General features: G+C 72.1%; 10 protein-coding genes and 1 pseudogene. 5 read left to right on the top strand and 6 right to left on the bottom strand.

The genetic code is table 11. The annotated features are described in order from the left end of the window. Window positions 1-96 precede the first annotated feature (96 nt). Window positions 97-993 (top strand): annotated as a pseudogene (locus G6R24_RS11660) (diacylglycerol/lipid kinase family protein); the annotation flags it as partial. On the opposite strand, the gene ctaD reads toward G6R24_RS11660, so the two are convergent. The 3 genes from ctaD to G6R24_RS11675 all read right to left on the bottom strand — a co-directional run bounded on the left by ctaD (window position 943) and on the right by G6R24_RS11675 (window position 5,376). After that, window positions 943-2,730 (bottom strand): aa3-type cytochrome oxidase subunit I, encoded by a 1,788-nt coding sequence (gene ctaD, locus G6R24_RS11665; protein WP_163549277.1) that lies wholly within the window; start codon window positions 2,728-2,730, stop codon window positions 943-945. The pseudogene G6R24_RS11660 and the gene ctaD sit on opposite strands and share 51 nt — an antisense overlap. A 90-nt stretch (window positions 2,731-2,820) precedes the next feature. Then, window positions 2,821-4,545 carry an alkaline phosphatase D family protein gene (locus G6R24_RS11670; RefSeq protein ID WP_225438416.1) on the bottom strand — a complete coding sequence of 575 codons (1,725 nt, stop codon included), beginning with the start codon at window positions 4,543-4,545 and terminating at the stop codon, window positions 2,821-2,823. 138 nt (window positions 4,546-4,683) lie between these two features. After that, entirely contained in the window at window positions 4,684-5,376 is a 693-nt protein-coding gene (locus G6R24_RS11675) for a suppressor of fused domain protein (protein WP_163549278.1), read from the bottom strand. A 139-nt stretch (window positions 5,377-5,515) separates the two neighbouring features. Here G6R24_RS11675 and G6R24_RS11680 point away from each other — a divergent pair, with 139 nt between their 5' ends. Beyond that, a complete protein-coding gene (locus G6R24_RS11680; protein ID WP_163549279.1) occupies window positions 5,516-6,913 on the top strand; it encodes a TerD family protein in 1,398 nt (465 codons plus the stop codon). A gap of 82 nt (window positions 6,914-6,995) precedes the next feature. Here G6R24_RS11680 and G6R24_RS11685 read toward each other — a convergent pair whose 3' ends face one another. After that, window positions 6,996-7,901, bottom strand: coding sequence for an NAD(P)-dependent oxidoreductase (locus G6R24_RS11685; RefSeq protein ID WP_163549280.1), 906 nt, complete (start codon window positions 7,899-7,901; stop codon window positions 6,996-6,998). Window positions 7,902-8,301: 400 nt separating this feature from the next. Here G6R24_RS11685 and G6R24_RS11690 point away from each other — a divergent pair, with 400 nt between their 5' ends. Together G6R24_RS11690 and G6R24_RS11695 are read left to right on the top strand one after the other, a co-directional pair. Then, a complete protein-coding gene (locus tag G6R24_RS11690) occupies window positions 8,302-9,735 on the top strand; it encodes a magnesium transporter MgtE N-terminal domain-containing protein (protein WP_163549281.1) in 1,434 nt (477 codons plus the stop codon). Beyond that, the gene (locus G6R24_RS11695) at window positions 9,732-10,340 is read left to right on the top strand and encodes a DUF1003 domain-containing protein (RefSeq protein WP_225438417.1); all 609 of its coding nucleotides are present in this window, start codon (window positions 9,732-9,734) and stop codon (window positions 10,338-10,340) included. Before G6R24_RS11690 ends, G6R24_RS11695 begins: the two co-directional genes overlap by 4 nt. Window positions 10,341-10,422: 82 nt before the next feature. Here G6R24_RS11695 and G6R24_RS11700 read toward each other — a convergent pair whose 3' ends face one another. Then, complete coding sequence (locus tag G6R24_RS11700) at window positions 10,423-10,776, bottom strand: chorismate mutase (RefSeq protein WP_225438418.1); 354 nt, start codon at window positions 10,774-10,776, stop codon at window positions 10,423-10,425. A 251-nt stretch (window positions 10,777-11,027) separates the two neighbouring features. Further along, window positions 11,028-11,582 carry a winged helix-turn-helix transcriptional regulator gene (locus tag G6R24_RS11705; RefSeq protein WP_163549282.1) on the bottom strand — a complete coding sequence of 185 codons (555 nt, stop codon included), beginning with the start codon at window positions 11,580-11,582 and terminating at the stop codon, window positions 11,028-11,030. A 147-nt stretch (window positions 11,583-11,729) separates the two neighbouring features. Here G6R24_RS11705 and G6R24_RS11710 point away from each other — a divergent pair. Next, a partial coding sequence (locus G6R24_RS11710) for an MFS transporter (RefSeq protein WP_163549283.1) occupies window positions 11,730-13,072 on the top strand: 1,343 nt, incomplete at its 3' end.

Raw genomic sequence — 13,072 nt, forward strand, 5'->3', positions numbered from 1 at the left:
CTGTCGCCGCCGACCCACCGGGCCCCGCCGGTCGGATCGGGCGTCCCGCCCTCACCGCGGCGGCGGTGCGGCGGTGCGGCGGTCGGCGGTGCGGCGGTGTGGAAAGCTGGCGCGGTGGTGGATCGTGGGCGGTTGACCGTCGTCGTCAATCCGAGTGCGGGGCGGGGCCGGGCGCTGCGGCTGCTGGCGCCGGTGTGCGCCGAACTCGCCCGGTGGGCGCCGGATGTGCGGGTCGCGCCGACGCGGGATCTGGCGCACGCCGGCGAACTGGCGGCGGGGGCGACAGCGGCGGGACGCGTGGTGGTCGCGCTCGGCGGGGACGGCCTGGCCGGGGCGGTCGCGGGCGCGGTGGCCCGCCTGGGTGGGGTGCTGGCCGTCCTGCCGGGCGGTCGGGGCAACGACTTCGTCCGGGGGCTGGGGCTGCCAGATGATCCGCTCCGGGTGGCGGCGAGCCTCGCGCGGGCGTGTGAGCTGCGTGTCGATCTGCCCGAGGTGGACGGGCGACCGTATCTGGGTATCGCCAGCGTCGGCTACGACTCCGACGTCCAGGTGATCGCCAACCGGGTCCGGCTGCTGCGCGGACGCAACGTCTACACCTATGCGACGCTGCGGGCGCTCGCCGCCTGGCGGCCGGTGCGGTTCACCGTCACCGTGGACGACGCGGCGCCCCGTGAGCTGTATGGATACACGGTGGCGGCGGCGAACTCGGCCTACTACGGCGGCGGGATGCGGTTCGCCCCGGACGCCGACCTCACCGACGGCCTCGTCGAGGTGGTGCTCGTCGCCGACGCGCCGAAACGCACCTTTCTCGCCCTGTTCCCCCGGGTCTTCACCGGACGGCACGTGCACACCCGCCACGTCGAGGTGCTGCGTGGCCGTGAGGTGCGTATCAGCGCCGACCGGCCGTTCGACGTCTACGCCGACGGCGACCCGCTGGCCCCGCTACCCGCCCGAATCGTGGTCCGTCCGCGCGCGTTGCGCCTGCTCGTCCCGTCCAGCGCCAGCGTCGTCACGGGTGCCGGTGGGGGTGAACTCCGGGGTGGCGTGGTAGTCGATGGAGCCGGCGACCTGGGGGTGGTGGACGTCGAAGGCGGGACGTTCGGAGCGGATTCGCGGGAGCACGGTGAAGTTGTGCCGGGGCGGCGGGCAGGAGGTGGCCCACTCCAGCGAGTTGCCGAAGCCCCAGGGATCGTCGACGGCCGCCAGCGGGCCGCGGCGGTAGGAATGCCACAGGTTGTACAGGAACGGCAGTGTGGAGAGGGCGAGCAGGAACGACCCGGCGGTCGACAGGGTGTTCAGAGTGGTGAATCCGTCCGATGGTCCGTAGTCGGCATACCGGCGGGGCATACCGCGCAGGCCCAGCCAGTGCTGCACCAGGAACGTGCTGTGGAAGCCGAAGAAGACCGTCCAGAAATGGACCTTTCCGAGACGGTCGTCCATCATGCGACCGGTGGCCTTGGGGAACCAGAAGTAGGTGCCGCCGAACGCGGCGAACACAACGGTGCCGAACACGACATAGTGGAAGTGGGCGACGACGAAGTAGCTGTCGCTGACATGGAAGTCGATCGGTGGGCTGGCCAGCAGCACACCGGTCAGCCCGCCGAACAGGAACGTGACGAGGAAGCCGAGGGCGAACAGCATCGGTGTCTCGAAGGTGAGCTGTCCACGCCACAGCGTGCCGACCCAGTTGAAGAACTTGATCCCGGTGGGCACCGCGATGAGGAAGGACAGGAACGCGAAGAAGGGCAGCAGCACCGCGCCGGTGACGAACATGTGGTGCGCCCACACGGCCACCGACAGCGCGCCGATGCCGACGGTGGCGAACACCAGCCCCTTGTAGCCGAACAGCGGCTTGCGGGAGAACACCGGCAGGATCTCGCTGATGATCCCGAAGAACGGCAGGGCGATGATGTAGACCTCGGGATGCCCGAAGAACCAGAACAGATGCTGCCAGAGTATGGCGCCGCCGTTGCCGGCGTCGAACACGTGCGCGTTGAACCGGCGGTCGGCCTCGAGTGAGAGCAGTTGCGCGGCCAGCACCGGGAACGCGACCAGCACCAGGATGGACGTGACCAGGAACGTCCAGCAGAACATCGACAGCCGGAACATCGTCATACCCGGCGCCCGCAGGCACAGGATGGTGGTGATCATGTTGACGCCGCCGAGGATGGTGCCCAGGCCCGAGACGACCAGGCCGAGAATCCACAGATCGCCACCGGGCAGCGGGGAGTAGACCTTGCCGTTGAGCGGTGCGTAGGCGAACCAGCCGAAGTCGGCGGCGCCGTCCGGGGTGAGAAACCCCGAGATGACGACGAGTCCACCGAACAGGAAAAGCCAGTACGACAGGGCGTTCAGGCGGGGAAAAGCCACATCCGGCGCGCCGATCTGCAGGGGTACCAGCAGGTTCGCGAACGCGAAGGCCAGCGGTGTCGCGAACAGCAGCAGCATGACCGTGCCGTGGATCGTGAACAGCTGGTTGTACTGCTCGTTGGAGAAGAACTGCAACCCTGGCCGGGCGAGCTCCGAGCGCATCATGACGGCGAGCATCCCGGCGAACAGGAAGAATCCCATCGAGGTCACGAAGTACATGACCGCGATGTCCTTGTGGGACGTCGTGCGCAGGTAGCCGAGCAGGTTCGACCGTGGCCGGCGGTGGGCCACGAGGTCCGGCTCCGAGGTGGATCGAATGACCGGGCCCGAAGGGTTCGGCGGCTCCTCGACGATCGTCACGCGCGGCTCCCGGAGTTTGACTGTCGCAACAGTCCGCAAGCCTAGCGTGACCAAGAGTATTCGTCTGGTGGCGGCGCAGGGGTGGGTGGGTCAGGCGGAGTGGGCGGTGCGGTGGCCGTCCTCGACGATCCAGGTGGCGTCGGTGGTGACGGGGGAGTCCGGGCGGTCGGAGTCGGCGACGACGCGCTGGTCGGCGCGGCACTGCGTCGGGGTGAGCTGGAACCGGGTGTAACCGCGTCGGTCACCGCGGAAGTAGCGCACATGCGGGTTGAACCGGGCGTTGTTCTCCCGCACGAAATCGTCGCTGATCAGGAAGAACGCCGAGCTGATCGACGTGCAGACGAACTCGGTGGCGACCGCCGGGGTGTCCGGCCGGTCGAAGTCGACCCGCAGGTCGTTCACCCACGCGCAGTGCAGGTCACCCGAGAGCACGACCGGGTTGGACACCCTGCTGTCGCGCACCCCGGCCAGCAGGCGCTGCCGGTACGGCCGGTAGCCGTCGTTCTGGTCGAGGTTGGTGAGCAGTTCCGTGCCGCCGGTGGGGAGCTGGCCGTCGAGCTGGGCCATCATCGTCTGCTGGGCGATGAGGTTCCACCGGGTGCGTGAGGCGTCCAGACCCGCGCGCAGCCAGCGCTCCTGGTCGGCGCCGGCCATCGTCCCGTCGAAGTCGGTGCGGCCCAGTTCGGCCGGGCCGATCGCCGAGGGATAGTCGCCGGGGGTGCGGGTGCGGTACTGGCGGGTGTCCATCACGTTGAACGTGGCCAGGCTGCCGAACGTGAGCCGGCGGTAGATCCGCAGGTCGGGGGAGCCGGGGTTGAGCTCGGCGCGGATCGGCATGTGCTCGTAGTAGGCCTGGTAGGCGGCGGCGCGCTGGCGGGCGAACCGGGCCGGGTCCTGATGCCTGGCACCGGTGTCACCGGGCTCGTCGACGAGGCCCGCGTAGTTGTTCTCGACCTCGTGGTCGTCCCAGGTCACCACCCACGGGGCCGCGTGGTGGGCGGCCTGCAACGCCGGGTCGGCCTTGTACTGGCCGTACCGGTTGCGGTAGTCGGAGAGGGTCTGCAGCTGGTCGAGGCCGAGGGTCTGCGGTGTGGTGTGGAGCCGGTCGGGGAAACGGCTGTCCGGGTCGTACTCGTAGATGTAGTCGCCGACGTGCACGACCAGGTCCGGATGGTCGGTGGCGATCGCGTCGAACGCCGGCCAGTAGCCGTTCTGGAAGTCCTGGCAGGACACCAGCGCGAAGCTCAGCGACCCGCTGGCCGCCGCCGCCCCACCGGGCGCCGGCGCCGCGGCCGTGCGGGTGCGACCCACCGGGCTCAGCACCGTCCCGGCGCGGAAACGGTAGTAGTAGTCGCGTCCCGGCTCCAGCCCGCGGACGTCGACGTGCACCGAGTGCGCGAACGCCGCCTGCGCCGTCTGGGTGCCGGCGCGGACCACCGAGACGAACCGCTCGTCGGTCGCGATCTGCCAGTCGACGGGGACGTCCCGGGACGGCATACCACCGCCCTGCGTCGGCTTCGGGGCGAGCCGCGTCCACAGGATCACCCCGTCCGGCAGCGGATCGCCGCTGGCCACGCCGAGCCCGAACACGCCGTCGGACACCCCCGGCACGGGCGTCGGCGCGCGCAGGGTCGGCACCGGGGACGGAGTCGTACCGTTCGAGGTGCTACAGGCGGCGAGGCCGATCCCGCCGAGCGCCGCACCACCGAGGCCCAGCCCACCGAGCAGCAGCGACCGCCGGTGGGGTCGCGCGCCGGCACCCTGGGCCGACTGGGCGCGGGCGGGGGAGACGGCGTCACCTCGATCACGGCTCACAGCTTCGGGAGCGTAGCCGCAGATCGGGCCCGTACGCGGACCGCATCGTCCGGACGCGTTGTTCTTCGGCTGTTCTTTGCTTTCTGTTGCCTTACGTCGCCCTTGTCCCGGTCGCGGACGGGCCCGGCGGGCGGCGGGTCAGCTCAGGGAGACCTCGCGGCGGGCGGGATCACGCAGATCGGTGCCGGCGGCCAGCCAGCGCTGATGCAGGGCGTCCGGGCCATGGACGCGTTTGTAGGCGGCCTCGTTCGTCGTCATCGGCAGCAGTGGCAGGAACCGGACCGGCGCGGGTCCCGGATCGGAGGCGGAGCCGCCGCCGCTGCCGGGGTCGAAACCGATGGCCGCGTCAGGGCTGGCCAGCAGGTCGGAGATCGAGAACTCGTCGATGGCCGCGGACGGCTGTGCCGCGGCGGGCAGATCGGGGATGAGACCGCCGGGTTCGGCGACCAGGACGGCGGTGAACGGGGCCCCGTCCCAGAGCGGTTCGCCGAGGTCGAGGGCAGCGCCGGGGGCGATCGGACGGCTCTCCACCACGGGAATCGCCGCGAGCACCGCGAGCCGGCGCAGCACGCTGTCATGCAGACCGCGCAGCGACAGCACCAGCTCCGCGCGCGGACCGGCCGGATCGCGCACCGTCGCCGCGGCCGCCGTCATCGGCTCGCGGGACATGCCGAGGGTCAGATAACGCACGATGCCGGTGCGGTCGGGGCCGTAGCGCAGGATCTCGATCTGCTCGGTACCGAGGAACGTCACGGCGGCCCGGCCGGTGTCGGGGCCGAACACCCCGGCGACGTGCCGTTCGATCCGGGTGCCCAGCGTGTTGTCGCTCATCGGACCGGTTCCGCCCATGCCATGCACCGATCGTAGGGTCGGGACAGGACACGCGCGGTATTCGGGGCGGGAACCGTCCGCCGCGGTGGGGCCGTTGGACAGGGTGCGCGACCCTGACGAGGCCGGTCATGGAGGGGCAATGGGACAGGTTCTGACGAAAGGTGGCAACGCGCCGTTGCCGACCGGGGACGTCCGGGTCGAGATCGCCTCGTCGAGCCCGTTGGACATCGCCGCGATCCTGGTGACGGTCACCGGCAAGGTCCGTTCGGACGACGACTTCGTCTTCTTCAACCAGCCGAACGGCCCCGGGGTTCGGCTGGTGCCGCCGTCGGCGCTGGAGTTCAGCCTGGCCGCCGTCCCGGCCGACATCGACAAGGTCGTCGTCACCGGCAGCCTGGACGGCAGCGGCCCGCTCACCTTCGCCGGTGTCCGGGGCCTCGGCATCGCTGTGCGGGACGCGCGTGGTGGCGCTGAGCTGGTCCGTTTCGATCCGGCTGGCCTCGGCACCGAGACGGCCCTGATCCTCGTCGAGCTCTACCGCCGGGCCGGGTCCTGGAAGGCCCGCGCCGTCGGCCAGGGCTACGCCTCGGGCCTGGCCGGCATCGCCACCGACTTCGGTATCTCCGTGGACGACCCCGGCACCGCCGAGCAGCCGCCGGTGGGAGGCCAGCAGTGGGGGCCACCGCCCGTCCCGCCGGCGGCGCCGTACGGGGCGCCTCCCGGTGGTCAGCAGTGGGGCCCGCCACCGGCGCCGCTTCCGCCGGCCGCACCGCAGTGGGGCGCGCCGCAGCCGCCTGGTCAGCAGTGGGGTCCGCCGCCCGGGCCGCCGCCGGGAGCCGGTCAGCCGTGGGGTCCGCCCGGGGCGCCGCCGTCCGGGCCGCCGCCCGGCCAGCAGTGGGGGCCACCGGTTCCCGCCGGTCCGCCCGCCGCTGGCGGTGCGGGCCAGCAGCCTGGTGGGCGGGTCAACCTGGACAAGGGCCGGGTATCGCTGCGCAAGGGTCAGAGCGTCTCGCTGGTCAAGACGGGCGAGGCACCGCTGACCCGGGTGCGGATGGGTCTGGGGTGGGACCCGGCCCAGCGCGGCCGTTCCATCGACCTGGACGCCTCCTGCATCCTGTTCGACGAGCGGGGCAAGGACGTCGACAAGGTCTGGTTCATGTCCAAGAAGGGCGCCCGCGGCGCCGTGCGCCACTCCGGTGACAACCTCACCGGCCAGGGCGACGGCGACGACGAGACGATCATCGTCGACCTGGCCGCGCTGCCGCCGAGCGTCAACACCCTCATCTTCACCGTGAACAGCTTCCAGGGGCAGCCGTTCACCGAGGTGCGCAACGCCTACTGCCGGCTCTACAACGACCTCACCGGTCAGGAACTCGTCCGCTTCGACCTGTCCGAGTCGAAGCCGGCCACCGGTCTGGTCATGTGCCGGGTCCAACGCGACCGGGGTGCTCCGACCTGGGCGATGACCGCGATCGGCGAGTTCCACGACGGTAAGACCGTCCGCGCGATGGTCAACCCGTCCAAGCAGTACCTCTGAGCGGTTCCGGGTGGGGTGCCTGGCGGTGTCGCGGTGACGGTCCGTGGACGGCGGGAGCGGTCGAGGGCCCACCAGAGGTGAGCTAGCCCTCCGGGTCGACCTCCGGGTCGGCCTGGGGGTCGGTGGCGAGGCGGCGCAGGCGGATGATCGCGGTGGCGTCGAGGCGGCCGTCGCCACGGTCGTGGGCGTCGCTGAGGTCCGACTCGGTGAGTGTGGTCAGCGGCACCGGGATGCCCCGGCGGGTCGCCTCGTCCAGGCAGATGCGCAGGTCCTTGCGCATCCAGTCGACGGCGAAACCGAAGTCGAACTCATCGCGGATCATGGTGGGGGCGCGGTTGACCAGATACCAGGAGCTCGCCGCCCCACCGGAGACGGCCGGCAGCACCCGCGTCAGGTCGAGGCCGGCGGCCATCGCGAAGTTCAGCGCCTCCGCCGCGCCCTCGATCGCCCCCGCCACCAGGATCTGGTTCACCATCTTCGTGAGCTGCCCGGTCCCGACCGGGCCGATCCGGGTGATCGTCGTTCCGTAGGCGGCCAGCACCGGACGGACCCGCTCGATGGTCTCCGCCGCACCCCCGCACATCACGCTCAGTCGCCCCGCCTGCGCCCCGGCCTGCCCGCCGGACACCGGCGCGTCGACGAACCCGACCCCGCGCTCCCGCGCCAACGCGGCGATCTCCACGGCGACCCGCGCGGACGTCGTCGTGTGATCGACGATGATCGCACCGGCCGTCAGCGCCGCCAGCGCCCCCTGCGGGCCAACCAGCACCTCCCGGACGTCGTCATCCGCTCCCACACACAGACACACCACGTCCGCCCCCGTCGCGGCCGCCGCCGGTGTCGGCGCCGCGGAGCCGGTGAACTCCCGCGTCCAGCGCCGCGCCGTCGCGGCCGTCCGGTTGAACACCGACGTCTCGAACCCGGCCCGGCTCAGATGCCCCGCCATCGGATACCCCATCGTGCCCAGACCGAGGAAGGCAACCCGCATCTCCAGACCCCACTCTCCGTAGTGCGCGACGCCCGTGCGGCGTTCCGCGCCCCGCGTCCCGCGTCCGTTCCTGGGACGCGGTACCGCCCCCCATCATGGCTACGGTCCGTGTCCCTTTCGCGGGAGCCGCGGGTGGGTGGGGTGCGCGGGGGCGCCGTGGTCGGGTTCGGGGCCGATTCGCCGGCCACGACGGCCCGGGCGGGTGGATGCCGACCCCGGGTCGGCCGCGGGGTGTGGTGGTGACAAGGGGCGGTGTGACGGGATGGGTGGGTTGCGGTGGGTGCTGGGACGGGTAACCTCCGGCCGTGACGACCTCCGTGGCACCGACCTGGCCAGATTCGCCCTGCCACGTCCGTCCCGTCCAGCGGGTGCGGTCCGTGCGTGGGAGGTGGTGAGGGGGATGCCGACGCGTCCGGCGCAGTCTCGGGTCTTCTGTCGACGGCTGGCGGGGCTGCTCGTCCTCGATCCGAACGGGGATCAGGTCGGGCGCGTCCACGATGTGATCGTGGCGTTGCGGCTGGGGCATGAGCCGCCGCGGGTGCTGGGGCTGGCGGTCGAGGTGCAGCGCCGGCCGATCTTCGTGCCGATCGGCCGGGTGACGGGGGTGGAGTCCGGCGCGGTGGTGCTGTCGTCGGCGCGGCTGAGCTGGCGGCGGTTCGAGCAGCGACCGAACGAGACGCGGGTGCTCGCCGAACTGCTCGACCGGCGGGTGCGGCTGCTGGGACCGGGCGAGTCCGCGTCCCGCGCGACGTTCGGGGCCTCCGGGTCGTCCGAACGGGCGGGGAAGGCGGAGGCCGGCGGCGGGCAGGAGGCCAAGGGGGAGGAGGTCACCGTCGTGGACGCGGCGATCGAGCCGGTGCGCGGCGGTGACTGGGTCCTCGAACAGGTGGCGGTGCGGCGGGGCCGCGGGCGTCGGGGCGAGGTCCGCACGGTGTCGTGGGACGACGTGAGTGGCTTCTCGCTGCCGGAGGAGGGGCAGGGGGCCGCGAACCTGCTGGCCGCGTTCGAGAAGCTGCGGCCGGCGGACCTCGCCGGACTGCTGCACGACCTGTCGGACAAGCGGCGGGCGGAGGTCGCGGCGGCCCTGGACGACGAGCGCCTCGCCGACGTCCTCGAGGAACTACCCGAGGACGAGCAGGTCGAACTGCTCGGTGGACTGGCCGAGGAACGGGCCGCCGACGTGCTCGAGGCGATGGGTCCCGACGACGCCGCCGACCTGCTCGGCGAACTACCCGCCGAGGACGCCGAACGGCTGCTGCGCCTGATGGATCCGGACGAGGCCGCCGGGGTGCGCCGGTTGCTGCTCTACGCCGATGACAGCGCCGGCGGCATCATGACCAGCGAACCCGTGGTGCTCCCGCCGAACGCGACGGTCGCCGAGGCGCTCGCGCGCATCCGGGAACCGGAGCTGTCACCGGCGCTGGCCGCGCAGGTGTACGTCGTGCGCCCGCCGTGCGAGACGCCGACGGGCCGCTACCTCGGCCTGGCGCACTTCCAGCGGCTGCTGCGGGAACCGCCGTCGACGCTGGTCGGCGGGGTGATCGAGGTGGACATCGCCTCCCTGCGCCCGGATACACCGCTGGCGGAGGTGACCCGGCATCTCGCGTCGTACAACCTGGTCGCGGCGCCGGTGCTGGACGGGGCCGGACGGCTCGTCGGGGTGGTGACCGTCGACGACGTCCTCGACCATCTGCTGCCGGCCGACTGGCGGGAACGCCAACTGGACGCGGAGGAGGTCGAGGCACGGACGGTGCCCGGCGCCGGAACCCCACCCGCGGCCGGCGGGGACGATCCGGGCGCTGTCGGCGAGGTCTCGGCGGGGGCACAGTTGTGATCCGTCGTCGGCGGCGGGGGCCGCGTCTGGATCAGCCGCGGGCGTCGCGGCGCGCTCGGGTACGGCCGTCGTCCTACGAGGCGGACGCGTTCGGCCGGATCGCCGAACGGATCGCCCGGTTCCTCGGCACCGCGCGGTTCCTGGTGGTGCAGAGCATCGTCATCGTGCTGTGGATCGCCTACAACATCGCCGCACCGTCGAGCATCCGGTTCGACTCGTTCCCGTTCATCTTCCTGACCCTGGCGCTGTCGCTGCAGGCGGCGTACGCGGCACCGCTGATCCTGCTCGCGCAGAACCGCCAGGACGACCGGGACCGCGCCAACCTCGCCCAGGACCGGGAGCAGACGGTGCGCACCCGAGAGGACACCGAGTACCTCGCCCGGGAGGTCGCCGCGATGCGCATCACCGTCGGTGAGCTGGCCACCCGCGACTTCCTGCGGTCCGAACTCCGCGGCCTGCTCACCGAGCTGGACCTGCCCGAGCGCCCCCGCAACCGCGATCGTCCCCGCGACCGCAATGGTGACCGCGGGGAGCAGCGGCCACGCCAAGAGCCGGCCAACCATGCGCGTCCCGGACCACCCGGCGAACACGCCCCGCCCGGCTGACCCATCCGCCCGGCTGACCCATCCGCCCGGCCCGGCCGGCCAGCCCGCGTGAACCGGCTGGCCCGCCTGGCCGGCACAGCGGTTACTGGCTGGCGGCGCCGCGGCAGAGGGTCAGGACCGCCAGGGCGATCTCGACGCCGCGGGGGCCCAGCTCGTCCGCCCAGGACGCGATGATCCTGTTCTCCCGGGCATGTTCGATCCGCGGGCCGCCCTCGACCTGCCGCAGCGACTGGATCTGGCTGGACAGATCGCGGCGGTTGGTCAGCAGCGCGCGCAGCTGGGCGTCGATGTCGTCGATGAGCCCGCGCCCCTCGGCGATGCTGCTGATCGTCGGCGCGGTGCTGACCACGCGGGCGTGTGCCACGTCACCAGGCGCGCTGGGTGCGGGGATCGCGGCGTCGGAACGGTCGACGAGGTTCTCCGCGGTGTTCTCCACAAGGGGGACCTTTCGTTCGGAGGTCCGGCGCCGCCCAGGCGAGATCAACCCGGGACTGACCGGGCCTGGCCTGGGCTTGTGCCGCGCGACGTCAGCGGCTGAGCGGGGACCGGACCCGATCCCCATAAAAATGGGCGGCAGCACGCCGTGACTCGCGACGCGACCACACCCCATGGCTAGAGCATGCCAGCCGCGCACGGATCCGTCCAGGTACACCGATCCCACTGCGGCACCGTCCGCGTTCGTGCGGATTATCCGGCCTGCCCGGATGCAACAACCTGCCGAGACTCGGCAGTCTCCGCCTCGGCTGCCTCCGCTGCCTCCGCTGTCGACTCCGCGGGCGGCTGGGGCTGGATGCGGCGGGCGCCGGGGCCGGGCAGGCGCACCACCTCGGTGACGCCGACCTCCTGGCCGCACGTCTCGCAGCGGCGCCGGTCGTCGATGTGGCCGCCGCAGCCGCGATGGTGGATGACGAACGGGGCCTCGCCGCCCTTGAGGTGCCGGTCGCCCCAGGTCATCAGGGAATTGAGGATCGGCCAGATGTCGCGGCCGCGCTCGGTGAGCACGTACTCGAAGCGTTCGGGCTGCTCGCTGTAGCGGCGGCGCTCGAAGACGCCGGCCTCGGTCAGCCGGGCCAGCCGGTCGCTGAGCACCGTGCGGGCGATGCCGAGGCGGGCCTGGAAATCGGCGAACCGGGTGACGCCCAGGCAGGCATCGCGTGCGATCAGCAGCGTCCACCGATCGCCCAGGACCTCCAGGGTCGCGGCGATGGAACAGATCTCCTGCTCGTAGGTCCGCGGCAGCATGCCATCGATTGTAGCGTCACCATACCGACCGTTGGTAGCGTCACGATACTCAAATGTTGGTATCGTGATTGGGCCATCTGCGGGTAGCGTCATCGTACCGACTGCCGCCTGTCGTCCTGTGTCGTTCACCGTCTGGAGAGGTCGCTCATGCGTGCGGATGCCCGCCTGCGCTGGGTCCTGCTCGTCACCTCGGCGGCGACGTTCGTCGCCAGCCTCGATCTGTTCGTCGTCAACGTCGCGTTCGGTGATCTGGCGCGGGAGTTCCACACCGATCCCGCCACGCTGTCCTGGGTGCTCAACGGCTACACGATCGTTCTGGCCGCGCTGCCCATCCCGTTCGGCCGCTTCGCCGACGCCTACGGGCGGCTGCGCTGGTTCGTCGGCGGGATGGTGCTGTTCGCCGTGGCCTCGGTGCTGTGCGCCGCCGCACCGTCACTGGACTGGCTGATCGCGGCCCGGGTCGCCCAGGGCGTTGGCGCCGCCGCGCTGCTGCCCACCTCGCTCGGCCTGCTGCTCGGCGAGTTCCCCCCGGCGCGCCGGGCGGCCGCCGTCGCCACCTGGGCGGCCACCGGCTCGGTCGCCGCCGCGTTCGGCACCCCCGTCGGCGCCCTGCTCACCCGGGCGAGCTGGCGCTGGATCTTCCTGATCAACGTGCCGATCGTGATCGTGACCCTGCTGATCGCACGCCGGGTCCTGACCGAATCCCGCGCCGAGGCCCCGGCCGGCTCGGGTGCGGTCGTGCGGCCCGACCTGTTCGGCACCGCCCTGCTCACCGCCGGCATCGCCCTGGTGACGTTGGGCCTTGTCGAGGCCGAGAGCTGGGGCTGGACCGGGGCGCGCACGCTGGGCGCGCTGCTCGGTGGGCTGGCTCTGGTCGCGGCGTTCCTCTGGCAGTGCACCCGACACCGGGCGCCCGTGCTCGAACTCGACCTGTTCCGCGACCGGCAGTTCAGCGCCGCCACCGGCGCCACCGTGCTGCTGTTCACCGGGTTCGGGGCGCTGCTGCTCGGCAACGTGCTGCTGCTGACCGATCTGTGGCGCCAGGATGTCCTCGCCGCCGGGCTCGAGTTCGCCCCCGCTGGCATCGTCTCGGCGATCGTGGCGATGTTCGCCGCCGCCCGGCTGGCCGCCCGGTTCGGCTACCGGGTGCTCGGCGCGACCGGCTGCCTCACGATCGCCGCGTCCCTGCTGGCCTACCGGATCGGCATCGGCACCACCCCCGACTTCCCGCGGGAGGTCCTGCCGTTCGAGATCACCTGCGGCGCCGGCATCGGCCTGGTCATCCCGACCCTGGCCGCGGCGATCTCCGCCTCGCTGCCCGCCACCCGCCGGGCCACCGGTAGCGCCGTGTTCGCCATGGCCCGCCAGCTCGGCACCGTCCTTGGCGTCGGCGCGACGGTCGCGCTGATGGCGAGCCCGTCCGGGGTCCCTGACCTCGCCCACTACCAGCGGGTCTGGGTCTTCATCGCGGTCGTCGAGGTCGCCGCGGC

This window comes from Candidatus Frankia nodulisporulans, assembly GCF_902806475.1.
Lineage (GTDB): Bacteria > Actinomycetota > Actinomycetes > Frankiales > Frankiaceae > Frankia > Frankia umida.

Coding starts and splice junctions, on each gene's coding strand:
- G6R24_RS11680 (WP_163549279.1), top strand. CDS start 5,516: ATGGGACAGGTTCTGACGAAAGGTGGCAACGCGCCGTTGCCGACCGGG.
- G6R24_RS11685 (WP_163549280.1), bottom strand. CDS start 7,901: ATGCGGGTTGCCTTCCTCGGTCTGGGCACGATGGGGTATCCGATGGCG.
- G6R24_RS11690 (WP_163549281.1), top strand. CDS start 8,302: ATGCCGACGCGTCCGGCGCAGTCTCGGGTCTTCTGTCGACGGCTGGCG.
- G6R24_RS11675 (WP_163549278.1), bottom strand. CDS start 5,376: ATGAGCGACAACACGCTGGGCACCCGGATCGAACGGCACGTCGCCGGG.
- G6R24_RS11705 (WP_163549282.1), bottom strand. CDS start 11,582: ATGCTGCCGCGGACCTACGAGCAGGAGATCTGTTCCATCGCCGCGACC.